Below are 23,467 nucleotides of genomic sequence, written 5' to 3' on the forward strand. Positions count from 1 at the left end.
ATTTTTTTCATAAGGGGACGAACTATGCTCACTTGTGTTACGCATTCACCGGAAGAGACAGCGCATTTAGCGGGGACAATCGGCAAAATCATCCGTGAGGGGACGGTCATCTGCCTCGATGGAGAACTCGGCGTAGGCAAGACCCTCTTTGTGCGGGCTCTCGCCCGCACTCTCGGCGTGGAGAGCGATGTGACCAGCCCTACCTTCAACCTTATGAACATCTATGAGGCGGCGTGCCCGATCGTGCACTTTGATCTCTATCGTATCGCTTCCGAGGAGGAGTTGGAGGATATCGGCTTCTTTGAATATGCAGAGGCGACGGAGGGAATTGTGCTGATCGAGTGGGCAGAGAAGTTTCCCAATGCCATCCCCGCAGATCATCTCTCGGTACGGATTGATGCACTCGATGCTGAGAAGCGGAAGTTTACCTTTATTGCCGCTGGGGAAAAGAGCGAGGCGCTCTTGGAGGAGTTGAAACGCATTGTTGATCGTGAGCCTTGATACGTCCTCGCAGGTATCGAGCGTAGCGGTGCTCTCTGAGGAGCGTGTCGCCGCCGAGGTGAGTATGCAGGGCGCATTGACGCATTCCGAGACACTCATGCCGCATATCAAGATGGCTCTGCAGATGGCGCGTGCCAAGAAAACGGAACTCGATGGGATTGCCGTCAGTATCGGGCCGGGGTCCTTCACGGGGCTGCGCATTGGTCTTGCGGCGGCAAAGATGATGGCGTACGCACTGAACATCCCCATGATCTGCGTGCCGACACTGGAGGCGCTCGCCTGTCACTATATGGGTTCTGTAGGGCTGCGCATTCTCCCGATGATGGATGCACAGAAAGGAAATGTCTACGTGCAGGAATTCAGGTGGTGTCCCGAGGGGGAAGGCGTGCGCCTTTCTGAGGAGCATTCACTCTCCATCCTGCCGCTGACCGAGGTGCTCGACGCACTCGCGGGAACGGAGCTGCCCGCCGTTTTGCTTGGCGATGCCACGCGGCGGAACGATTTCCCTGCGCTTCCTGCCAATGTCGGGATTGCTCCCCTGCATCTGCGCATGCCGCGTGCGGCGTGTGTGGGGCTGGCAGGACTTGCCAGGTTGCAGCGGGGGGAGACGGACGACCCCGTGACAGCGGCACCGCTCTATCTGCGCCGCAGTGAGGCAGAGGTGCTGTGGGAGCAGCGGCATGGCGGAGCGGCGGCATCATGATCTCCTTTCGTCCGCTTGCTCCGGAGGATGCGGACGCCGTGGCTTGCATTGAGCGAGAGAGTTTTCCGACACCGTGGTCGCGCGAGGATTTTTGGCGCGAGGCGTTGAATGACTTTGCCTGTTATATCGTTGCACTTGAGGGCACGGCAGTGATCGGCTTTGCCGGCTGCTGGATTTCCTTTGAGGAAGCACAGGTCACAAATATCGCGCTGACAGCGATGCAGCGCGGCAGGGGCTATGGACATCTGCTCATGTGTGCGCTGATGCGCGCGGCAGCGGAGCGCGGCGTCGAGCGTATGACCCTCGAGGTGCGCCCGTCGAATCTGCCCGCCCGCCGTCTTTATGAGCGGCTGGGATTTGTGGAGATCGGTATCCGCAAGGGCTACTATCAGGACAACAACGAAGATGCCATTCTCATGTGGAATACGAAATTAAGGGATACACTGTCTGATGAAAGATGTGCAAGAGAGACTGACGCTCGGGATTGAGACAAGCTGCGATGAGACATCGGCAGCCGTACTTCGTGGGACACGTGAACTCCTGTCCTGCGTGATTTCAACGCAGATACCGATTCATCAGAAATACGGCGGCGTTGTTCCTGAGATTGCTTCGCGCAACCATATCCTGAGCATTCTGCCCGTCGTACAGCAGGCACTCGACGAGGCGAAAGCGGAGCTTGCGGCGATGGATCAGATCGCTGTCACGTATGGCCCTGGACTCGTGGGGGCGCTGCTTGTTGGTGTGTCGGCGGCAAAGGCGTTGGCGTTTTCGCTCGACGTGCCGCTCATCGGTGTGAATCATCTTGAGGGGCATATCTTTGCGAATTTCATCGAGACCCCCGATCTCACGCCGCCCTTTATCGCGCTTGTCGTCTCGGGCGGGCATACGGCACTCGTCGATGTGGCGAACTATGAGACGTTCCGTCTGATGGGCAGTACGCGTGATGATGCGGCAGGCGAGGCGTTTGATAAGGTCGCGCGCGTGCTCGGCCTTCCCTATCCGGGCGGTCCTGAGATCGATCGACTCGCCCGCGAGGGGGATCCGCAGGCGATTGACTTTCCGCGCGCGCTTGCGCAGGAGGGAAACTATGAGTTCAGCTTCAGCGGTCTGAAATCCGCCGTGTTGAACTACATCAACGGTCAGCGCATGAAGGGACGGGAACTCCGCGCGGCAGATATTGCGGCATCGTTTCAGGTTGCCGTCACTGAGGTGCTCGTTCACAAGGCGTTCGAGGCGATTCATGCGGCGGGGCGGGATACCCTCGTCCTTGCCGGCGGCGTTGCGGCAAATGCCGCCCTCGAGCAGCAGCTCCGTATGAGGGCAGAGCAGGAGGGCATCCGCTATCTCTATCCTTCGCTGCGCCTCTGTACGGACAACGCAGCCATGATTGCCTGCCGCGGTGCCTATCAGGCGGCAGCAGGCAAGTACAGCGATCTCTATCTGAATGCTGTGCCGGGACTGGATTTTGTTTGCAATTGTAAGAGCTGATGTGCCATGGTGCATCGGCTCTTTTTATTTGTCCATAGCCCTTCATGACAAAGGGCAAGGTCTTTTCATTGCAATGATGAATCCCATTCGTTATAATGAGGCCTGTCAGGGGGGCGAGAGGGGGGCGGTCACATGGAACTGACGGCACGTATGCGGACGATACTGTCTCTGCTTCTTGCCGCATACGGCTATGTGACTGCCGAACATATCGCCGCAGAGCTCGGTGTCAGCGCACGTACTGTGACGCGCGAGATGCACGGGATCGAAACGGCACTGAAGTCCTATGGCGTGATGCTCCTTCGGCGCACGGGTGCGGGATTCATGCTCAGTGGGGATGCCGCAGCGCTTGGACATCTGCGCACGGAGCTCTCTTTGGCGGATGTGCACAGCACACTGACCCCCGATCAGCGGCGTTCCATCCTGATCGCGCGTCTCCTCATGGCGGATGAGCCGCTCAAGCTATTTGCTCTGGCGCATCTTCTGCACGTGACCGACAGTACCGTCAGTCACGATCTCGATCGCCTGCAGCCGTGGCTCGCCGCACAGCAGATCACACTCGTGCGCCGTCCCGGACTCGGCGTCTACGTTGAAGGGGCGGAGCAAGATATCCGCCGCGCACTGGTTCGCATCATCCACGACTATGTGGATGAAAAGGAACTCCTTGCCCTCATCGGGGACGATGCGGCTGAGGAGGGGCCGGCGTACGCGGCGGATCGTGCCCTGCTCGGTCTCGTTGATCCCGCGCAGATCCGTCGCATTGATGATGCTGTTGCAGCGGAGACGCAGAATCGGCACATCCCAGACAGTGCACGCGTCGGACTTGTTGTCCACCTCGCGCTCGCCGTGCGGCGGCTGCAGCAGGGCGATACGATTGCGATGGATGCGGGGACGCTGGAGGAGCTGCAGGATACCGAAGAATTTTCTGTGGCAGAGACGATTGCGGTGCGGATGGGGGAGGTATTCTCCATTTCCATCCCCGCAGCGGAGATCGGCTATATCACCATGCATCTGCTCGGTGCGCGCGGCATGACCCTCCCCTCGGGGGGCGGGCGCGTGGATAATTTCAGGTTGGTGCAGATCGCGCAGTCGATCATGCGGCGCGCCTCTGAAAAGAGCGGTGCGCCGCTCATGCGCAGCCGTACGCTGCTCACGGGGCTCGTGAATCACCTTGCTCCGGCACTGCATCGTCTGAAACTCCACATGGATATCCGCAATCCTCTGCTCGCGCAGATGGAGGAAGAACATCCGGAGCTCATGGAGATTGCACGGCATGCGATTCCCATGATGGAGGAGGAGGCAGGGATGCCGGTGCCCGATGATGAGGTTGCCTATATTGCAATTCACATCGGTGCGGCACTGACGGAGGCGGGCGGGGATCACCCCGCCGCACGTGTTCTGGTCGCCTGTCCGACAGGGCTTGGGACGAGCCGCCTGCTTGCGAGCCGTCTGCGCCGATCTTACGAGCGGATTCGTGTGGTCGGTGTCGTCTCCTCGCTTGCCCTTACTGCGCAGGAGATCCTGCGGCGTTCAGCGGACTTCGTGGTCTCTACGGTGCCGCTTTCGCCGCTTCCTGTTCCGGTCGTTGTTGTCAGTGTATTTTTGACGGCAGCAGATCGGGCACAGATCGATGCCGTCCTTGCCGGCTGCAGCGTACATCATGCGGAGGTGCCGGCGGCTCCCGCGCCGCTGCCGTTCCCTGCAGTGATAGCAGAGATTCATCGCCGCAGCGGATTGATCTGCGATCTGCTCACGGACTTTCACCTGCAGGAAAATGTATCGGCGGCGTCCATTGAGCAGCTTGCCAATGCGGCGGCGCATCTTCTCCTCGCAGAGGATGCGGCGGCGAAAGATTTTGCCGACGAACTCCTGCGGCGGGAGCGCATCGCTCCGACGTGGGCTGCGCCGCAGATGATTCTTCTCCATGGGTGTTTTGCACGGCAGGAGAGAGCGCGCTTCGGCGTTATGCATCTTGAGCATCCGCTCCCTTACGGAGGGGGTGCCGTACAGACCGCATTGGTCATGCTCGTGCCGGCGGGAGAGACGGAGATGGAACGGCAGATACTCGGGCATGTTGCAGCACAGATTGCAGACCGCCCGGCGTTTGCCGACATCCTCGCGCGCGGGGATGCGGCGGGGATACGCCGCGAGCTCGAATACGTTTTGGAAGAGCATTTTCGGGAACATCTCGAACAACTCTTGTAAAGAATCACTGATAAATTCAGTGATTCAACAAATAACGGGGCTGAAATGCTCCATATCGTTCTGCTTTTACAAAGGGGGATTTTTATGAGTCAGCAAGGCGGAGGGGCACAGGAGGCCATGCAGAAGTTTGGCCGCTTCCTGTCCGGCATGGTGATGCCGAACATTGGCGCATTTATCGCATGGGGCTTTCTAACGGCACTCTTTATTCCGACGGGCTGGATGCCGAATGAGTATCTGGCACAGGTCGGCGCACCGATGAGCAAGTGGCTCATCCCGCTGCTGATCGGCTACAGCGGCGGTGCAGCAGTCTACGGACACCGCGGCGGCGTCATGGCAGCGATTGCCACATCGGGCATCATCGCGGGCTCGGAGATTCCGATGTTCCTCGGCGCCATGATTATGGGACCTCTGGGCGGCTATCTGATCAAGAAGTTTGACAATGCCGTGCGTGACAGCATCCCGGGCGGATTCGAGATGCTCGTCAACAACTTCTCGCTCGGCATCTTCGGCGGCATCCTCGCAATGATCGCCTTTGCTGTAGTCGGCCCAGTGGTCAGCGGCGCAAACAACATCCTGCGCAGCGGCGTGGAGGCGATTGTCGCGGCAGGACTTCTGCCGCTGGCATCCATCATCATTGAGCCCGCAAAGGTGCTCTTCCTCAACAATGCACTGAATCATGGCGTGCTCAGCCCGCTCGGTATTCAGCAGGCACAGGAATACGGCAAGTCCATGTTCTTCCTGCTCGAGGCGAACCCCGGGCCCGGCTTTGGTATTCTGCTTGCCTACTGGATGTTCGGCAAGGGCATGGCTAAGTCGTCCTCGCCGGGAGCCATGATTATCCACGTACTCGGCGGTATTCACGAGATTTACTTCCCGTACATCCTTATGAAGCCGATCCTCATCATCGCCGCGATTGCGGGCGGCATGTCCGGCGTCTTTACGCTTGGCCTCCTCGGCGGCGGTCTGATTGCTCCGTCCTCTCCGGGCTCGATCTTCGCGATTATCGCGATGACCCCGAACACCTCGGCACTTGTTGCAAATCTTTCGGCATTTGCCGTAGCGACGGCGGTGTCCTGCGCGGTTGCTTCTGTCTTTATCAAGATGTCGAAGGACGTCGAAGATGAATCGCTCGAGTCGGCGCGTGAGGATATGGCAGAGCGCAAGAATCGCGGCAAGGAGCTGCCCGCAGAGAAGAAGGTTGCGGGCAAGGATCTGAAGGTCATCGTCTACGCCTGCGATGCGGGCATGGGCTCGTCAGCACTCGGTGCGGCAGCACTGCGCAAGAAACTCAAGAAGGACGGCTATAAGGATATCTCTGTGACGAACTGCGCCATCGGTGCAATCCCGCAGGAAGCACAGCTGGTCATCTCGCATGAAAAACTCGCCGAGCGTGCCCTTGCGGATTCGCCGCAGGCAGAGCATATCTGGGTGCGCGACTTTACGCAGAACAACGTCTATGAGATCGTTACGGCTCGCCTGAAAGAGGCGGCAGTGGAGACCTCTGCACCGACCACAGACGCACAGGAAGAGACAGCAGAGACGGTGAGCGCAGATGTTCTGCGTCAGGAAAACGTGAAGATCGGACTCCCGTCGGTCAGCCGTGAGGAAGCAATCACGGCGGCAGGCAAGATGCTCGTTGCGAGCGGCTACGTCGATGAGGGCTATGTACAGGGCATGCTCAACCGCGAGCATGATCTTTCCACCTACATTGGCAAGGGCATTGCCATCCCGCACGGAGAAAACGCAGTCAAGGATACGATCAAGAAGACGGGCATTGTCGTCTGTCAGTATCCCGACGGTGTGAAGTTCGGCGATGAGACGGCATATCTTGTGATCGGCATCGCGGGCGTCGGCAACGATCATCTTGCGATCCTTGCCAATATCGCAACGATGGTCGGCGACTACACGGATGAGCAGCTCGAGCAGCTCTTCAAGACGAAGAGTGCCGATGAACTCTATCACGTCTTTACGAAAGCGGATTGAAAGGACATGACCATGAAACAGGCAATCCATTTCGGCGGCGGCAACATCGGCCGCGGCTTTATCGGGGAACTGCTCGTGCGCTCGGGCTATGAGGTCACCTTCGTCGATGTGTCGGATGCACTGGTGGATGAGATCAATGCACGCCGTTCCTACGATATCGAGGTGGTCGGCGATACGCCGAAAAAAATCCACGTCGAGCATGTCAAGGCGATCAACAGCAACAAAGATCTTGAGGCACTGCTCGATGCGTTCGTCACGGCGGACATTGTCACCACGGCGATCGGGCCGAATATCCTGAAATTCATTGCGCCGAACATTGCCAAGGGGATTGTGCGGCGCCTTGAAAAGACGGATGCACCGCTGAACATTATCGCGTGTGAGAATATGGTCGGCGGCTCGACGGTGCTGAAGAATTTTGTCTACGAGCACCTCGCTGACGATATCAAGGAGAAAGCCGCGCGCTGCATCGGATTCCCCGATGCGGCGGTTGACCGCATCGTGCCGATTCAGCACAACGAGGACCCGCTGCTTGTCAAGGTTGAGCCGTTCTGTGAATGGGACGTCGACCGCACGGGTGTCGTCGGTGCAGAGCCGCAGATCGAGGGGCTGACGTGGGTCGATAACCTCGAAGCCTACATCGAGCGCAAGTTGTTCTCCGTCAATACGGGACACGCCTCCATTGCCTACATGGCATACCTCAACGGGATTGAGGACATCGCATCGGCGATGAAGAACGAGGAGATCGTCGCGTTCGTCCGCCGCGTCTGGGCAGAGACGAGTGAACTCCTGATCGAGAAATACGGCTTTGACCGTGAAGCGCATACGAAATACATCCATACGGCAGAGGAGCGGTTCAAGAATCCGCATCTCTCCGATGCTGTGACGCGCGTTGCACGCGGGCCGAAGCGCAAGCTCGGCGCGAAGGACCGCCTCGTCTCGCCCGCCAATCAGCTTGTCGCACGCGGGAAAAAACCCGAGGCGCTTGCGACGGTCATCGCCGCCGCCCTCCATTTCGACTACGCGGAGGATCCTGAGGCAGTCGAGGTGCAGACGTATCTCAAGGAGCACGGCTTCGAGAAAGCACTCACGTACTTCACGGAGATTCCGGCGGGCTCAGAGCTGTTCAAGCTCGTCGCAGAGAAGAATGCAGCGCTGAAAAAGTAAATTCCAAGGAGGGGCTGTTGCATGAAGTTGCAAACTTCGTGCAACAGCCCCTCCTTTGTGCCCCTTCCACCGCTTGCGCGGTCCCCCTTCCCCGTGATAACGGGGAAGGCTTAGGATAACGGCATATTAGGATGGGAGGGATATGCAACACCCCCTTTCTCATAGGGATGACGGTACAATCGACGTATCGTCATCCTTTTTTATATCCTGATTCCTGTGTTATAATGAAAGAAGTACTTCTTTTGCGATAGGGAGGATTTACATGAATTACCGTAAATTAGGGAATCTCACGGTCTCATCCGTTGGGCTCGGGTGTATGGGGATGAGTCAGGGCTATGGTGCACCTGCCGACAAAAAGGAGATGCGCGAGCTGATCGCCGCCGCTGTGGATATGGGCATCACGCTCTTTGATACGGCGGAGGTATACGGTACGCCCGATGATCCGCATGACAACGAGCGGTTGGTCGGCGCAGCCCTTGCGCCATATCGGGATAAGGTCGTCCTCGCGACGAAGTTCGGGATCCATTTCGATATGAGACTGCTGAAAGAGGGCAAAAGCCCCATCGTCCCAGACGCACGGCCAGCGGTGATCCGAGCATCGGTGGATGCCTCTCTGCAGCGGCTTGGGACAGATCACATCGACCTCTTCTATCAGCATCGCGTCGATCCAAAGATTCCTGCTGAGGAGGTCGCGGGTGTGATGGCAGAGCTGATAAAGGAAGGAAAAATTCTTCACTGGGGGATCTCGGAGGCCTCGGAGGAGGATATTCGCCGTGCGTACGCCGTTTGTCCGTTGACTGCCGTGCAGAATCGTTACTCCATGATGGCGCGCACGCATGAGCGGATTTTCCCCGTTCTCGAGGAACTGGGAATCGGCTTTGTCGCGTTTTCGCCCTTTGCCAACGGCGTGCTGACCGGTGCGTATGACAGGACGTCGGCCTTTGCAGAGGGGGATATGCGTGCGCGTATGCCCCAGTTCAGCGCAGCGGCGATGGCGGAGAATGCAGAGCTTCTCGCTCTCCTGCGTACGCTCGCGGAGGAAAAGGGAGCGACGAGCGGACAGATTGCGCTCGCGTGGATGCTCTGCAAAAAGCCATACATTGTGCCGATCCCAGGAACGCGCAAGCGTGCGCGGCTGACGGAGAATGCAGGAGCCGCCGATATCCTGCTTTCGGCAGGAGAGGTCGCCGCCATTGATGCGGAGCTTGACGGGATGCCAATGTCTGCCGTCTTTGGAGAAATTCGTATGAAAAAGCAAGGAAGTGTAAGGAATGTCACATAGACGTGATAAATGTTATATATCGTTAAAAATGAGAAGAAGTATTCGGAACGTGACGAGAAGCGTTCAGATACTTCTTTTTCTTCAATAATCACACGATATAAAGTGAATTCATTTTTGAAATAGTCTACACACATAAAAATATTTTATACAAAAAAAGTATTTTATATTCTATTCAGATACGTGTTAAAATAAATCAAAGTTATGGAAGGAATGAATATGGTTGAAATCTCCTTTAATCAAGTCAGTCACAGCTTCGGATCCCATGAAATCCTGCGGCAGCTGACATATTCCTTTCGTAGCGGCGTCATTACCTCCGTTGCGGGGGGGAACGGGAGCGGCAAATCGACGCTGCTCCGTCTCGCAGGTCGTCTGATCCTTCCGACGAAAGGAAAGATTGAGACGGCACTGGATGGCAGCTTGATCTGCGGAGCGGACTATCGCCGCATCCTCGCTATGGCGACACCCGAGATGGAGCTATATACCCGCCTTTCCGTACGTGAGAATCTGACCTTCTTTCTCTCCGCACGCGGGATCTGCCCAGCGGATGGATTGCTGGAAGGACTCTTGGAGCGTGTGGGACTGTCGTCTGAGGTGCTGCCGCGCATGGCGGGGGAACTCTCGACGGGTATGCGTCAGCGTGTACGACTCGCCGTTCTCCTCGGAGCAGACGCACCCATCTGGCTCCTCGACGAGCCGGGACTTGCCCTCGATGTGCACGGACGGGAACTGCTCACCGCGGAGGCGCGGCATGCAGCTGAGCGCGGACGCCTCATCCTGTGGGCGACGAATGAACCGGAGGAAAGGAAGGCGGCGGATGCGTGCATCGATCTTACCGATAGTTCTGCACGTTGCTGCTAAGGAACTGCGTGACGGCGTACGCCACCGTGCGGGCTATGTCACGATGGGGATGTTCGCACTCACGGTGATCGCGTTCATGAGTATGTCGCTTGCGTGGGGGACGATGGATGTCCGTCTTGCCGCAACGCTGTTCTGGATTGTCCTGTTCTTTGCAGCGACGCTGCAGGGAGAACGGCTTTTTGCTGAGGAGGAGGCCGCGGGAACACTGCTTTTCCTTCGGATCTACGTTCCGGCGCAGGCCGTGCTCTTCGGCAAGATGGCAGCACATCTCGTCACACTCATCGTTCTCGCTGTCATTACATTGCCCCTTGTGATCATTTTGATGGATGCACCGCTCGTCCTCAATGCCGTTTTTCTCGGGACACTGCTTCTGGGACTTTGGGGCATGGCAGCGGCGGATACGCTCCTCGCGGCGGTCGCCGCAGGAGCGAGCGTACGCGGCGGGCTCGTTCCCGTGCTCCTGCTTCCGTCGATGCTGCCGATTCTCCTGCCTGCGATCTCTCTCTCGGCGGGTGGAGGAGAGCCGGCGCTCCTTGGCGGTATGGCCCTCTACGATATGATGCTCACAGTGGGGGCATCGATACTGTTTGATTCTCTCTGGATCGAGAGTTAGATAGGAGTCTTAATGCTTGTCGGAGTGATTGCCGTGCTGACACTCGCATCGCTCGGTGCCGTGTTCTTCATCGTTCCGCCCGCGGAAGGGCTGGGGAACTATGTGCGCATCGCATTCTTTCACATTCCAACGGCATGGGTCGCCGTCGTCGCATTCTTCGGTGCTGCCTACTGGGGCGCACGCTATCTGAAGACGAGGGAGCTGCACTATGACGCAAAGAGCGCCCGCTCTGCCATCCTCGGTCTGATCTTCACCCTCATGGCGACGGTGAGCGGGGCTGTCTTCTCCAAGCTGACATGGGGCGCCTACTGGAACTGGGATCCCCGGCAGACGACGATCTTCGTCCTCCTGCTGATCTATGCCGCATACGTGACACTGCGCATGACGATGCGGGACGAACGCGCCCGTGCCTCCTCCTCTGCCGTGTATGCGCTCTTCTCCTTTATCGCTGTTCCTTTTCTGGTCTTTATCCTGCCGCGAATGTTCTTCTCTCTCCATCCATCCCCCGTCCTCAATGAGACAGGACGCATCGATATGGATGCAGTGATGCTCGGGACACTCGTGCTTGCATTGATTGATATGACACTGATCTACATTTGGCTGATGAAACGGGGGGAACCCAATGCGTAAATATTTTTTCCTCATTCTGATTCTGGGATTTATCGGCTATGCCGGCTACTTCTTTGCCGACTCGGTCACACCGTACGTCAGTGTAGCAGACGCGCGCGCCGCACAGCGCAATGTGCAGGTCAAGGGCGTCCCCGACGGCACGGTTGCCCCGCACATGGAGGACGGACATTTTGTCTTTTCCATCGCCGATGAGGATACGGGAGAGACGATGCTCGTACGGTACAAGGGAGCAAAGCCGGATACGTTCGACGACGCATATCACGTTGTCGCCATTGGGAAATATACGGGCGATGCCTTTGCAGCGGATAAGCTGCTCATCAAATGCCCGTCCAAATATGAGGAAGAAAAAGGAAAGGCTCGTGTATGATCGGTACGGTACTGTTGGGGTTTGTTCTTCTCTTTGCACTCAGTGCAGTGTTCTTTGATGCCAAGGACAGTGATCGCGGCAGCCGCATCTCTGCCATCCTCGCAGGGCTTGCTGCCATCGGTGCATCAGCCGTTCTCTTTGCCATCATCCTGTCCAATGATTTCAGCTACTCGTATGTGGCGAGCTACTCCTCCATCGATCTGCCGCTGGTCTACAAGATCTCGGCATTCTGGGCAGGGCAGCAGGGCTCGTTCCTCCTCTGGCTCCTCATTCACGCACTTGTTGGTACGTACATGGTCTGCACCAACCGTCTGACGGCGACGGGGCGGATCATCTATCATCTCCTGACGGCGATGCTCGTCATTCTCGTATTCATCAAGAGTCCCTTTGCTCCCGCCGAGCATATTATGCCCGACGGGTACGGGATGAACCCGCTGCTGCAGGATCCGTGGATGGCCGTGCATCCGCCGATCATCTTTATCGGCTATGCACTCCTCGCCGTTCCCTTTGTTTACTCGCTTGAGAGTATGATGCGCAGCCCCGCAGACGGGAACTTTCTCGCACCGATGCGCCGCTGGACGCTTATCGCGTGGTCGTTTCTCGGCGCAGGCATCTTTATCGGCGGCTACTGGGCATACAAGGTGCTCGGCTGGGGCGGTTACTGGGGCTGGGATCCCGTGGAGAACTCCTCGCTCGTACCGTGGCTGCTCTCCTGTATCCTGCTCCATCTGATTGCCGTCGCACGTACGCGGCGCGGCGCGTTCTATCTCGTCCATCTCGCTGCGGTATTCTCCTACGCGTTCGTCCTCTATGGGACGTTCCTGACGCGCAGCGGTATTCTCGGAGACTTCTCCGTACACTCCTTTGCGGGGTCGGACATCGGCTTTTACATCGCCCTTGCGAATGGCATCATCCTGCTCTTTGGACTCATCGTCCTTGTGCGTCAGATGGATCGTCTTCCACAGGGAGCAATCTACAGCGAACACCGCAGCCGCAGCTTCCTCATCCTGCTCGGCATGCTGCTCCTCGTATTCATCACGGTTCTCGTGTTCTTCGGTATGTCGATGCCGCTGATCTCGGGGCTCATGGGCGAGAGTGCGGCGGTGGATACGAGCTACTACGTGCGGACGACCCTGCCGATTGCCATCGTACTTGCCCTCTTGATGGGGCTCGGCACACTCATGTCGTGGAGCGGAACAATGGGGAAGCGTCCCTACTGGATCTTCGCACTCACCGTGCTCGGCGGCGTTGCAGCGGGGGCGGTCGGCGTCACGGATATCCCCTCCGTCCTTCTCGCATCCTTTGCGCTCTTTGCTGCAGCTGCGGCTGCTGAGACCTATCGTCGGCATCAGATCGGTGTCGGCGGACTGCTTGCCCACGTCGGCACAGGCACAGCGCTCCTTGCCTTTATCCTTTCGGGCAGCGGCAGTCAGACGACATCCGTCGATCTGACGCCGGATGTTCCGCAGGAGGTCTACGGACACACAGTGGTCTATCGCGGACAGAACTTTGCCGACAGCGGCAAGGAAAAGTCCTATCGCTACGAGGTGGACGGAACGCCTGCTGAAGCAGTCACGAAACTGCGCGGGAGCGGCGAGGATGCGGCACGTGAGCCCGCGATTGCCAGAAGTCTTGCGGGGGATCTCTACATCGCTCCAACGCCGACGACGGCAGAACACGATGAGATGATCCTGCGGCGCGGCAGGACGGTCATGGGCATCAACGACTATGCCTACCGCTATGAGGGCGTATCCTTTGAACCGCAGGGCGGCGGAAAGACCCTCGTCACCGCACAGATTGCGCTGACGGACGGGGAGGCAGTGGATACGGCCGAACCAACGATACTTGCCACCGATACGGGAGGGACATCCCGCCCGGTCGATGTGATGAATGGCAAATTCCGCATACGCCTTACGGGTGTATCTGCGGATGAGCGTGATATACGTCTGGAGATTCTGCCCTCCTTGGCGGAGGAGATGGCGATGCCGGTGACGGCTTCCATCAGTACGAAGCCCGGTATATCGCTCCTGTGGCTCGCCTGTGTGCTCGTGACAATCGGCGGTCTCGTCGCGGCACGGCAGACGGTAAGTCCAGCCAAAGGGGGTGACGCGGAAGATCCGCTCGGTAAGAAATCATAGAAGGGAGGAAGGACACATGAATTTGAAGGAGTTCGTGCAGCAGAACACACTCCGCTGCGTCATCGGCGCATTTGTTCTGGGCATCATCGTCGTTGCGGGCGGTATGGTCATGGACAAGGCGTCGGCATCACCGAAATTCTGCGGAACCTGTCACGCCATGAAGCACGAAGCGGCGACACATGCCATGTCGACCCATGCGGACGTTGCCTGTGTGGAGTGCCATCTGCCGCACGAGAATGTTGCCATTTACTATATGGAAAAAGGGCAGACCGGTATGCACGATACGCTGCATCAGGTGCTGAACGACTACCCCGTGCACATCAAGATCTCGGATCATGGGCGGGATATCGTCAACAGCAACTGCCTGCGCTGTCACAGCTCGACAATGGGCAATGTATGCGTGGATAAGGGCAAGGACGGAAGTGCGACCTGCACGAAGTGTCACAGCCGGATTCCACATGGTTCCAATCCTTTAGAAGGGGGGATAAGAGTTGAGTAACAGAAAGAAAATCATTGCGGGTGTTGCCGGCGTCTGTGCCCTGTTCTTTGGATTCGTTGCCGTTCGCATCGGTGCGCAGCCGAATGACGACAGCGTGAAGCTGGTCGCCATCCAAGGCGGGACGGAAGCCAAGATCGGCAAAGAGGCGTACAAGGATGCCTATCCGCTCCAGTACAATTCCTTCATGAAGAACAATGAGGAAGCCCCGTCGCCCACGGGCTACGGCGGCAGCATGGAGGGCAACTCCAATCTCGAACACCAGCCCGAGATGCTCGAGAACTTCAAGGGATACAAGTTCGCCATCCAGTATGACGATGACCGCGGGCATACGTATGCGGGCTACGATCTCCTGCATACGAAGAGGCTTCCGGGACAGAAGGGGAGTTGTCTACAGTGCAAGGGTTCGTATGTTTATGATGTGTACTTCAAAGAAGGTGGATGGGCGTATGCATCGAAGCCGTTTGATGAAGTTGCGGCTCCCATCACCGACGATGAGTGGTTCGGCTGCTCGACATGCCACGATCCCGATACGATGCAGCTGCGCGTCTATCAGCAGGGCTTCATCGAGGCAATGGCACGCCGTGGTGTCGATGTGAATGCCGCACCACATAATGATATGCGCGCCTATGTCTGTGCGCAGTGCCATACGGAGTACTACTTCACTGCTGAGGACGGACGTGTGAACCACCCGTACGACAACGGCCTCGATGCCGAGTCCGAGTACAAGTTCTATCAGACCGGGCAGGCGGGCGGATTCAAGGGCGACTGGGTGCACCCCGACTCCAAGACGATGATGCTCAAGGCGCAGCATCCGGAATTCGAGACGTGGGCGACGAGCGTCCATGCCGATGCCGGTGTTACCTGCGTGGACTGCCACATGCCCTATATGCGTGACGGCGGAAAGAAGTACACATCGCACTGGATGTCGAGTCCGCTGAAGTACACGAAGGAAGCATGTCTGAAGTGTCATGATGAGAGCGAGGAGACTCTGGTCGCCCGCGTCAAGACCATCCATGACAATACCTTTAAGGTTCAGCGCATCGCGGGACAGTCGGTCGCAAAGGCACATCTTACGGTCAAGGCTGCAATGGAGGCAGGCGTGCCCGACGCATCGCTCGAAGATGCCCGTGCAAAGCTCCGCGAAGCACAGTGGTATTGGGATTGGGTCGCTGCCGAGAACGGCATGGGCTTCCACAACCCCGACAAGATCATGCGCACCCTCGGGCTCTCGATTGACCTGGCACATCAGGCAGTCGAGTCCGCACAGGCTGCACAGTATGGAATCAAGCCAATCTGATCGAAATAGACAGAGCGGAAAAAAGAATCGCCTCACACCGAGGCGATTCTTTTTTGATGGATCGATCAGAGCATGCCGCTCATCCAGATCAAACGAAGTCCGAGTCCGAACATGGCGAGCGCAAGGAGAACGAGGATGACCTTGGATTTTGTCTTTTTCGAGAGGGCGGCTCCGATCTGCGCACCGATGGCAGCACCGATGGAGATGCAGATGGCGGGCGTCCAGATGACATGACCGAGCCAGACATGGCTGATGACGCCGAAAGTCGCCGAGCAGGCGAGGACGAAATGCGAGGTCGCTGTTGCGACGTGGACGGGGAAGCCAAGCAGGTAGACCATGAGGGGAACGTGAATCACGCCGCCGCCGATGCCGAAGATGCTCGAGATAAATCCAACACCTGCGCTTGCTCCAACGCCCAGAGAACGGTTGAAGGTGAAGTCTGCGGGCAGGGTGTGCACATCCGCGTGCTTCTTATTCATGGCGTTCCAGTACATCATAAGAGCCATGAGCAGGAGGAACGAGCCATAGGATATGTAGAGCATCGGACCTGTGAAGTCGTCGACGATGTATGAGCCGAGAAACGCGCCGGGCAGTGTCGCAAGAGCAAAAGGGACTGCTGCGGCGAAGTAGACGCGTTTTTGACGGATGTAGGCAAATGTCCCCGAGAGCGCATTGGCGCAGACGATGACGAGCGATGTGCCCGTGATCTGAGCCGCCGTGTGAAAGTATGGATAGATTCCACCGTCCGACAGAAAGAAGATGAAGATCGGCACGCAGATCAGTCCGCCGCCGATGCCGACCAGCGTGCCGAACGTGCCCACGAAGAGCCCCAGCAGAAGGAATAGAAGAATATCAAGTCCCATAGAAACCCCTCCCCTATAAGTAGAAACACATACACAGTGTATTCTTGATTATAGCACATCGAAAGGATTAGACAAGAGAAGAGAGTTATGATATGATAATTGTCAAGAAGCCGATAATTCTTTGGGACTGATTTTAAGGGGCTTCTTTATCATTGTACGGAAGGAGGGCAGACATGGGGGGGGGGCCGGTGCACACCGGCATATCATGTATTTATTTTAGGAAGAAGTGACAAGCAATGGTTACATTTCTTGGCGCGCTCGCAACGCTTATCGTTGGATACCTCGTCTATGGAGCAATCGTCGATCGGGCATTCGGGCGTACGGGGGAGGTAGCGCCTGCGATTCGTTTGGAGGACGGTGTGGACTATATCCCGCTGCCGACGTGGAAGGTGTTCCTCATCCAGCTCCTCAATATTGCAGGACTTGGTCCAATTTTCGGTGCGCTTGCAGGAGCGCTCTGGGGACCCAGCGTCTACCTCTGGATCGTCTTCGGTACGATCTTTGCGGGCGGTGTGCATGACTATCTTTCGGGCATGATTTCGTTCCGTGAGGACGGCAAGAGCCTTTCGGAGATTGTCGGTAAGAATCTGGGGCATATCATGCTTCAGATCATGCGTATCTTTTCGATTGTCCTCCTTGTTCTCGTCGGTGTTGTATTCATGACGGGACCCGCGATGCTGCTTTCCAAGCTGACGGGGCAGGCGGTGCTCTTCTGGCTCGCGGTCGTCTTCATCTATTATACGCTGGCAACCCTGCTCCCGATTGACAAGATCATCGCTCGGTTCTACCCACTTTTTGGCATTTGCCTTATCGTCATGGCACTCGGCATCATGGGCGGAATGCTCTTCGGAGTCGGCGGACATACGATGCCCGAGATGACGCTGGAGAACCTGCATCCGCAGCACCTCCCGATTTGGCCGCTGCTCTTCATCACCGTTGCCTGCGGTGCGGTTTCGGGATTCCACGCGACGCAGTCGCCGATTATGTCACGGTGTCTGAAGGACGAGCGAATGGGACGCCCCGTGTTTTACGGTGCAATGGTTGCTGAGGGCATCATCGCGCTCTGCTGGGCGGCGGCAGGTGCGACGTTCTACGATGGTACACCGGGACTTGGCGCGGCACTCAAGGAGGCCGGCCCCGGCGGCGTTGTCTACGAGGTCTGCAACGGCTTCATGGGGGCAATCGGTGTCGGCGGGGTCAGCATCGGGGCCATTCTTGCCATGCTGGGCGTTATTGCCTGTCCGATTACCTCGGGGGACACGGCCTTCCGCTCGGCACGTCTGACGCTTGCCGACTGGATGGATATTCCACAGAAGAAAGCGTCGAAGCGTCTCGTGATCGCTGTGCCGATGCTCGCCATCGGCTTGATTCTTTCGCAGATGGACTTCTCCATCATCTGGCGTTACTTCTCGTGGGCAAACCAGACACTCGCGATGATTATGCTTTGGACGGGCACGGCATACCTCTACCTCAATAAACCGGGCTCATATGCATACGTGATTGCACTCGTGCCTGCGATCTTTATGTCGGCGGTGACGACAACATACCTCCTGCAGGCACCGGAGGGGTTTGGTCTGCCGACGAACATTACCTATCCGGCGGGCATCGGCTTCGCTATACTCTTTACGGCACTCTTCGTGCGTGCGTTCATTCTGCGCAAAAGAACGGCCTGACATGAACGATACCGCTGCACACGGCTTTTGAAGAAATACCGCGTGGCAGCGGTTTTTTCTTGCAAATAGATGAAAAACTATGGTAAAATAGTCACGGGATTATTTACTCATAACGGATAAGGGAGGCATATTTACATGGCAAAGAGCACGGAGAAAGAGCCGAAGCTCGAAAAGCAGGCAGAGAAGCTGATTGAGAAGAAGGAAGCCGCTGCCGCAGAGGGTGCGACAAAGGCGGAGAAGTTCCAAGCATTCCTCAAGGAGAATGACATCAATTTCTTTGAGTCGCAGGCACTTTCCGATGAGTTCCACACGACGATCTTCCGCTCGCGCATCGAGGCGAAGGGGCAGACCTTGCCGATGGCAATCTTCATCGACGACAGCATCTTTACGATTATCCGCACACAGGTTGCGACAGGCATCAACGAGAAGAATATCGACAGCATCAAGAGCCACCTCAATATGCTCAATGCGGAGTACAAGATGTTCAAGTATTATCTCCGCGAAGATGGCAATATCTATCTCGATATTTGTGTCCCGTTCGTCGATGAGACCTTTGACAGCCGTATGATTCGGACCCTCCTGCCGATTCTCGTGCAGCAGCTCGAGACTGTGTATGAGGATCTCATGGCAGTGGTCTGGGCAAAAAAATAAATTTCAGTCATGCTGACTCGATACGTTTCCCGCATTTCGGCGGTATTGTGATTCTGAGCGACAATATGAAGGCTGCCGGTCTGGCAGTCTTTTTTTTGTGCCCGTGTTGATTTCCCGTCAAAATCCAAGTAAAATATCAAGAGAATAATTTTCTGACGGAGGGATGGCGTGAACATAAAACAGATGATCGGCGGACGGCAGTTCTGGTCGCTGCTTGCTGTCCTTGCCATTCTTCTCGGCGTCCTGCTCATTATTGGACATCCGAAGGAAACGCCTGCGCCCTCACCTCCGCCGCCCCCCGAGGACGATGTGAAGGTGACCGTGCTCAACTACCACATGATCAACTCGCGGTTCCTCTCTCTTGCGGTTGAGCCATCGGATTTTGACTGGCAGATGAAGTATCTCGTCGATCATGGCTATCACACGATCAGCCCCGATGAGCTCTACGACTATCTGGCAGGCACGGGGGCTCTGCCCGAGCGTCCTGTGCTCATCACGTTTGACGATGGCTACGTCGATAACTATACCAATGCGTTTCCCATTCTGAAAAAGTATCACCTTAAGGCGACGGTCTTTGTCGTCACGGGTTTCCTGAGCAAGCGCAAGGGCTATCTTACATGGGATCAGGTGCGTGAGATGGAAAAGAGCGGTGTCACGATTGAGTCGCATACGGTGACGCACGCGGCTTTGCCGGAGCTGTCAGATGATCGTATTCGTGCGGAGCTTGTGGAGTCCAAGCGGCAGGCGGAGAGCGAATTGGGACATCCCGTCGAGTTCATCGCCTATCCGACGGGCGCCCACGATCTGCATATCGCAGAGCTTGCGAAGGAGGCAGGATACAAGGCAGGCTTTACGGTCAAGTACAGCAATGTGGACCGCAACAGCAATGTATTCGCCCTTGAGCGCGTGCCGATCTTCCGCACGGGTGCGACAAACGAGGATTTTGTCGACCGCCTGCACTATACCTCAAATCTCACGCAGTACGGCTGGGTGCGAAATTGAATGAGAAATAAATAGCCTATTGCACGAAACAATAAACTTCGTACCATAGGCTATTTTTGTGATTCTTTTGCTGCTTAGGGGGAAGGGGCGCTGCGAAGCGATAGGGAGACGTGCAGCAGTTCATTTTCTCACGCGTTCCTGCACGAATCGGATGAACGCATCCGTTTCCTCCTGATCGCGGAGTTTTGCCATATACATCTGATTGCCCATCTGTGGCCACATGACCTCGGGCAGACGCTCGCACATGACGATGCTGTCCGCGTAGCGGCTGAGGATTTCCTCGTGTGTGTGTACGTAGCGGTGGAAATCACGCCGTCCCGCGTAGGCACAGCAGCAGTGTACGCCGCAGTCGGGGAGGAGGCGGCGGTTTGCCGTAATCATGTCTGCCCAGATTTCATAGACATCGGTGGAGTGTGCGAAATTCGTCATATCCGTCGTGTAGCCGCCCGCCGGGCGCATATTGACTTCGAGCCCGACGTAGTCGCCGACGGCGCCGAGCCCTGCTTTTGCCTCGGTCAGGCGGAAGAACTCAAAGTGGACGAAGCGGCTGTGTACGCGGAACGCCTTCAGTGCGGCGCGTCCCATCCGCTTTACCGTGTCTGGGACAGAGGGTACCGTATAGTAGGAGAGGTCGAGCTGATAGAGAACGATGTCCATGACGGTCGGCGGCCAGACGGTCATGGACTCGAAGATCGGGTTCGCATCCGCATCGACGATGGCGTCGTAGGAGCAGATATCGCCTGCGACAAATTCCTCGATGACATAGGGGACGTCGGGCTTTGACGCGAAGAAATGCCGCAGCTCGTCATGCGTGTCGATGCGGTAAGCGCCCGTCGCATCTGCACCGATATCCGGCTTGACGATGACGGGGTATCCGACAGTATCGAGAAACTCCTCGGCGGCAGAAAGGGTGGTCACACGAACGAGGCGTGCCGTCGGGATGCCCGCTTTTTGGTAGTATGCCTTCATGGCGGACTTGCTCTTGATGTGCTCCATGTCTGCACTCTGCCAGCCCGTGCGGATGTTGAAGTCCGTGCGCAGACGGGCGTCATTCATGAGCCAGTGCTCATTGTTGGACTCGAGCCAGTCAATGCGTCCGTACTTGAACGTGAAGAAGCCGACGGCGCGCAGCATCTGGTCATAGTCGTCGAGTGCGGGGACAAAGTAGTACTCGGTCAGTGCCTCGCGCATCTCACGCGTGAGCTGGTCGTAGGGCGTGTCGCCGATGCCGAGAACGTTTACCCCTTTTTTCTTTAAGCGGTCACAGAAGTTCCAGTAGACGTGTGGGAACTGCGGAGATACAAAGATAAAATTCATACCGTTACCCTCGTCCAATCACTGAAAAAATTATTATATGATAAGTATAGGCTATCGAATCTTTGACTTTTTGTCAAGTATATATTAGAAAAAGATAAAAATTATCACAATAAATGAAGGTCACTATCTGTTCGGCACGCGAAAGAGGAAGAAGAGAACGTGCGCCGTCCATACAACGCCGATGGCGATGCGTGCGTGCAGGTGATCGGTGAGAAGAAAGGAGATCCCCATGAGGGTGGTGACGGGGAGCATGATGCGGAGTTTTTCCATCGGCGTCATGCCGCGCCGCCCTTGGCGCATGAGAAGGAGTGTTGTGCGGTAGATGCGCGTCGTAGGCAGCCAGTTCTCGAGGCGGCGGGAGCTGCGCGCGAAGCAGTACGCAGCGAGCAGTATGAAAGGAACGGTCGGGAGAATGGGGAGAAATGCCCCGAGAATGCCGAGTCCAAAGCTGAGAAATCCGAGAATGGAGAAAAAGATTTTTTTCAGGATCATGGTGTAGTATCCCTATCAATGAAATGAATTCTCATGAGCAAGAGGATATCATGTGCGCGAGAAAAAGACAACGCAATATTTTGTGGTTTCTTCAATTTGTGCTATAATAAAAGATGTTTTTTTAGCGTATATGCTGGGATGCATGCGCTGGCATTGGAGAGGAATGAGACGAACCGCATGATTCGAATGAAAAATGTCTCGAAGGTATATGAGAATGGTGCTGTGGCACTGGACCATGTGAACATTGAGATTGTCAAGGGGGAGTTTGTCTTTGTCGTCGGGGTGAGCGGTGCGGGGAAATCCACGTTCATCAAGATGCTGTTTCGTGAGGAGCTGCCGACGGAGGGGGAGCTCTTCGTCAACGGGCACGATGTCGTGCACATGGATATGACTGACGTACCGTATCTGCGGCGCGGTCTGGGAGTCATCTTTCAGGACTACCGCCTTTTGTCGGATAAGACGGTCTATGAGAATGTGGCCTTCGCCATGCGTGTTATCGAGGCGCCGCGCCAGATGATCCAGCGGCGCGTCAACGCTGTGCTCGACGTGGTCGGACTGCGTGACAAGTATCGCGATTTCCCCTCACAGCTCTCGGGCGGTGAGCAGCAGCGCGTGGCGATTGCCCGCGCTATCGTCAACGATCCTGCAATCCTCATTGCCGATGAGCCAACAGGAAATCTTGACCCGGAGACGAGTTGGGATATTATGGATATTTTCAAGCGCATCAATGCGGCAGGGACGACGATTGTCATGGCAACGCACGATAAGAACATTGTCGATACGATGCAGCGCCGTGTTGTCGCCATTGAGGACGGCAAGATCGTGCGCGATGAGCAGCGCGGGGGGTACGGATATGAAAATTAGGACGGCGGAGTACTATGTGCAGGAGGTTCTGCGCTCCCTGCGCCGCAACAACTGGATGACGTTTGCGGCGGTCGGTACGGTCGCTGTCTCTCTTTTTATCCTAGGCGTATTCCTCATCCTTGCCCTCAATATGAACCGTGCGGCGTCGATGCTCGAGTCGCAGGTGCAGATCAGCGTCTATCTAAAGGACGATCTGAGCGAGGACGCAGAGCAGGATGTCGGTGCCAAGATCAAGGCGCTCCAGGGCATCGAGTCCGTGAAGTACGTCGGACGTGACGAGGCAAAGGAGCGTCTCTCCGAGCGGCTGGGAGAGCAGAAGTATCTGCTCGATGCGCTCGGTGACAAGAACCCGCTGCCGAATGCCTACGAGGTGACTGTGCGTCAGCCGGATATGGTAGAGACGGCGGCAAAGCAGATTGAGCGCATGGGTGGCGTCGAGTCCGCGAAATACGGGCAGGATGTGGTGGAGCATCTCTTTGATATCACGCGTCTGGTGCGTCTCTTCGGCGTTCTCCTGATCCTCCTGCTCGGCGGTGCGACGATCTTTATCATCGCGAATACGATCCGCCTGACGGTCTTTGCGCGGCGGCGCGAAATCGCCATCATGAAGTATGTCGGTGCGACGGATGAGTTCATCCGCTGGCCGTTCGTATTGGAGGGCATTGTGCTTGGCTTCATCGGCGGTGTGATTTCCGCTCTTGTCCTGCGCAGTTTCTACGCAGGCGTCGTCAACAAGGTATACGATACACTGGCGTTCTTCCCGCTCATTCCGCAGTCGCCGTTTATGACGTATGTGGGGATTGTGATCGTCCTGCTCGGCATGGCGATCGGCGCGGCAGGTGCGTGGGTGTCGCTGAAGCGTTTCCTGAAGGTGTAAGCG

Annotated in this window: 23 protein-coding genes; 20 read left to right on the top strand and 3 right to left on the bottom strand. The window is 56.7% G+C overall.

Annotated elements, in window-relative coordinates; all coding sequences use genetic code 11:
• Window positions 1–24 precede the first annotated feature (24 nt).
• The 15 genes from tsaE (at window position 25) to ADJ74_RS08455 (ending at window position 15,725) form a co-directional block, all read left to right on the top strand.
• The gene (gene tsaE, locus ADJ74_RS08385) at window positions 25–501 is read left to right on the top strand and encodes a tRNA (adenosine(37)-N6)-threonylcarbamoyltransferase complex ATPase subunit type 1 TsaE (protein WP_006691286.1); all 477 of its coding nucleotides are present in this window, start codon (window positions 25–27) and stop codon (window positions 499–501) included.
• Window positions 482–1,204 carry a tRNA (adenosine(37)-N6)-threonylcarbamoyltransferase complex dimerization subunit type 1 TsaB gene (gene tsaB / locus ADJ74_RS08390; RefSeq protein WP_050343448.1) on the top strand — a complete coding sequence of 241 codons (723 nt, stop codon included), beginning with the start codon at window positions 482–484 and terminating at the stop codon, window positions 1,202–1,204. Before tsaE ends, tsaB begins: the two co-directional genes overlap by 20 nt.
• Window positions 1,201–1,692, top strand: coding sequence for a ribosomal protein S18-alanine N-acetyltransferase (gene rimI / locus ADJ74_RS08395; protein WP_050343450.1), 492 nt, complete (start codon window positions 1,201–1,203; stop codon window positions 1,690–1,692). Before tsaB ends, rimI begins: the two co-directional genes overlap by 4 nt.
• A complete protein-coding gene (tsaD, locus tag ADJ74_RS08400; protein WP_050343452.1) occupies window positions 1,655–2,692 on the top strand; it encodes a tRNA (adenosine(37)-N6)-threonylcarbamoyltransferase complex transferase subunit TsaD in 1,038 nt (345 codons plus the stop codon). Before rimI ends, tsaD begins: the two co-directional genes overlap by 38 nt.
• A 132-nt stretch (window positions 2,693–2,824) precedes the next feature.
• Complete coding sequence (locus tag ADJ74_RS08405; RefSeq protein ID WP_050343455.1) at window positions 2,825–4,894, top strand: transcription antiterminator; 2,070 nt, start codon at window positions 2,825–2,827, stop codon at window positions 4,892–4,894.
• 84 nt (window positions 4,895–4,978) lie between these two features.
• Window positions 4,979–6,877 carry a PTS mannitol transporter subunit IICBA gene (locus ADJ74_RS08410; protein WP_050343457.1) on the top strand — a complete coding sequence of 633 codons (1,899 nt, stop codon included), beginning with the start codon at window positions 4,979–4,981 and terminating at the stop codon, window positions 6,875–6,877.
• A gap of 12 nt (window positions 6,878–6,889) precedes the next feature.
• On the top strand, window positions 6,890–8,041 hold the full coding sequence (locus ADJ74_RS08415; protein WP_050343459.1) for a mannitol-1-phosphate 5-dehydrogenase: 1,152 nt from the start codon (window positions 6,890–6,892) through the stop codon (window positions 8,039–8,041).
• Window positions 8,042–8,303: 262 nt separating this feature from the next.
• The gene (locus ADJ74_RS08420; protein WP_050343461.1) at window positions 8,304–9,323 is read left to right on the top strand and encodes an aldo/keto reductase; all 1,020 of its coding nucleotides are present in this window, start codon (window positions 8,304–8,306) and stop codon (window positions 9,321–9,323) included.
• 216 nt (window positions 9,324–9,539) lie between these two features.
• On the top strand, window positions 9,540–10,181 hold the full coding sequence (locus tag ADJ74_RS08425) for an ATP-binding cassette domain-containing protein (protein WP_172664543.1): 642 nt from the start codon (window positions 9,540–9,542) through the stop codon (window positions 10,179–10,181).
• A complete protein-coding gene (locus ADJ74_RS08430; RefSeq protein WP_050343465.1) occupies window positions 10,138–10,794 on the top strand; it encodes a heme exporter protein CcmB in 657 nt (218 codons plus the stop codon). Before ADJ74_RS08425 ends, ADJ74_RS08430 begins: the two co-directional genes overlap by 44 nt.
• A gap of 12 nt (window positions 10,795–10,806) precedes the next feature.
• Window positions 10,807–11,424 (top strand): cytochrome c biogenesis protein CcsA, encoded by a 618-nt coding sequence (gene ccsA, locus ADJ74_RS08435; protein ID WP_050343468.1) that lies wholly within the window; start codon window positions 10,807–10,809, stop codon window positions 11,422–11,424.
• Window positions 11,417–11,791 carry a cytochrome c maturation protein CcmE gene (locus ADJ74_RS08440; RefSeq protein WP_050343470.1) on the top strand — a complete coding sequence of 125 codons (375 nt, stop codon included), beginning with the start codon at window positions 11,417–11,419 and terminating at the stop codon, window positions 11,789–11,791. Before ccsA (ADJ74_RS08435) ends, ADJ74_RS08440 begins: the two co-directional genes overlap by 8 nt.
• On the top strand, window positions 11,788–13,929 hold the full coding sequence (gene ccsA, locus ADJ74_RS08445; protein WP_050343472.1) for a cytochrome c biogenesis protein CcsA: 2,142 nt from the start codon (window positions 11,788–11,790) through the stop codon (window positions 13,927–13,929). Before ADJ74_RS08440 ends, ccsA (ADJ74_RS08445) begins: the two co-directional genes overlap by 4 nt.
• A 16-nt stretch (window positions 13,930–13,945) precedes the next feature.
• The gene (locus tag ADJ74_RS08450) at window positions 13,946–14,428 is read left to right on the top strand and encodes a NapC/NirT family cytochrome c (RefSeq protein ID WP_009442660.1); all 483 of its coding nucleotides are present in this window, start codon (window positions 13,946–13,948) and stop codon (window positions 14,426–14,428) included.
• Window positions 14,421–15,725, top strand: a complete 1,305-nt coding sequence (locus ADJ74_RS08455; protein WP_050343474.1) for an ammonia-forming cytochrome c nitrite reductase subunit c552 — start codon at window positions 14,421–14,423, stop codon at window positions 15,723–15,725. The genes ADJ74_RS08450 and ADJ74_RS08455 overlap by 8 nt, the downstream gene beginning before the upstream one ends.
• A 65-nt stretch (window positions 15,726–15,790) precedes the next feature.
• On the opposite strand, the gene ADJ74_RS08460 is transcribed toward ADJ74_RS08455, so the two are convergent.
• On the bottom strand, window positions 15,791–16,588 hold the full coding sequence (locus ADJ74_RS08460; protein ID WP_009442659.1) for a sulfite exporter TauE/SafE family protein: 798 nt from the start codon (window positions 16,586–16,588) through the stop codon (window positions 15,791–15,793).
• Between the two features lie 236 nt (window positions 16,589–16,824).
• Between ADJ74_RS08460 and ADJ74_RS08465 the strand changes: the two genes are divergently transcribed.
• The 3 genes from ADJ74_RS08465 to ADJ74_RS08475 all read left to right on the top strand — a co-directional run bounded on the left by ADJ74_RS08465 (window position 16,825) and on the right by ADJ74_RS08475 (window position 19,914).
• Complete coding sequence (locus ADJ74_RS08465) at window positions 16,825–18,261, top strand: carbon starvation protein A (RefSeq protein WP_050343476.1); 1,437 nt, start codon at window positions 16,825–16,827, stop codon at window positions 18,259–18,261.
• 135 nt (window positions 18,262–18,396) lie between these two features.
• A complete protein-coding gene (locus ADJ74_RS08470; RefSeq protein WP_050343478.1) occupies window positions 18,397–18,912 on the top strand; it encodes a hypothetical protein in 516 nt (171 codons plus the stop codon).
• A gap of 168 nt (window positions 18,913–19,080) precedes the next feature.
• A complete protein-coding gene (locus ADJ74_RS08475) occupies window positions 19,081–19,914 on the top strand; it encodes a polysaccharide deacetylase family protein (protein ID WP_050343480.1) in 834 nt (277 codons plus the stop codon).
• A gap of 120 nt (window positions 19,915–20,034) precedes the next feature.
• On the opposite strand, the gene ADJ74_RS08480 is transcribed toward ADJ74_RS08475, so the two are convergent.
• Both ADJ74_RS08480 and ADJ74_RS08485 read right to left on the bottom strand, forming a co-directional pair.
• Complete coding sequence (locus ADJ74_RS08480) at window positions 20,035–21,231, bottom strand: acetyl-CoA carboxylase biotin carboxylase subunit family protein (protein WP_050343481.1); 1,197 nt, start codon at window positions 21,229–21,231, stop codon at window positions 20,035–20,037.
• 123 nt (window positions 21,232–21,354) lie between these two features.
• Window positions 21,355–21,723, bottom strand: a complete 369-nt coding sequence (locus ADJ74_RS08485) for a YbaN family protein (protein ID WP_009442652.1) — start codon at window positions 21,721–21,723, stop codon at window positions 21,355–21,357.
• A gap of 177 nt (window positions 21,724–21,900) precedes the next feature.
• Between ADJ74_RS08485 and ftsE the strand changes: the two genes are divergently transcribed.
• Together ftsE and ftsX are read left to right on the top strand one after the other, a co-directional pair.
• Entirely contained in the window at window positions 21,901–22,587 is a 687-nt protein-coding gene (ftsE, locus tag ADJ74_RS08490; RefSeq protein ID WP_039980925.1) for a cell division ATP-binding protein FtsE, read from the top strand.
• On the top strand, window positions 22,577–23,464 hold the full coding sequence (ftsX, locus tag ADJ74_RS08495; protein WP_009442650.1) for a permease-like cell division protein FtsX: 888 nt from the start codon (window positions 22,577–22,579) through the stop codon (window positions 23,462–23,464). Before ftsE ends, ftsX begins: the two co-directional genes overlap by 11 nt.
• The last annotated feature ends 3 nt before the right edge of the window (window positions 23,465–23,467 follow it).

This window comes from Selenomonas sp. oral taxon 478 (genome assembly GCF_001189555.1).
GTDB lineage: Bacteria > Bacillota > Negativicutes > Selenomonadales > Selenomonadaceae > Centipeda > Centipeda felix.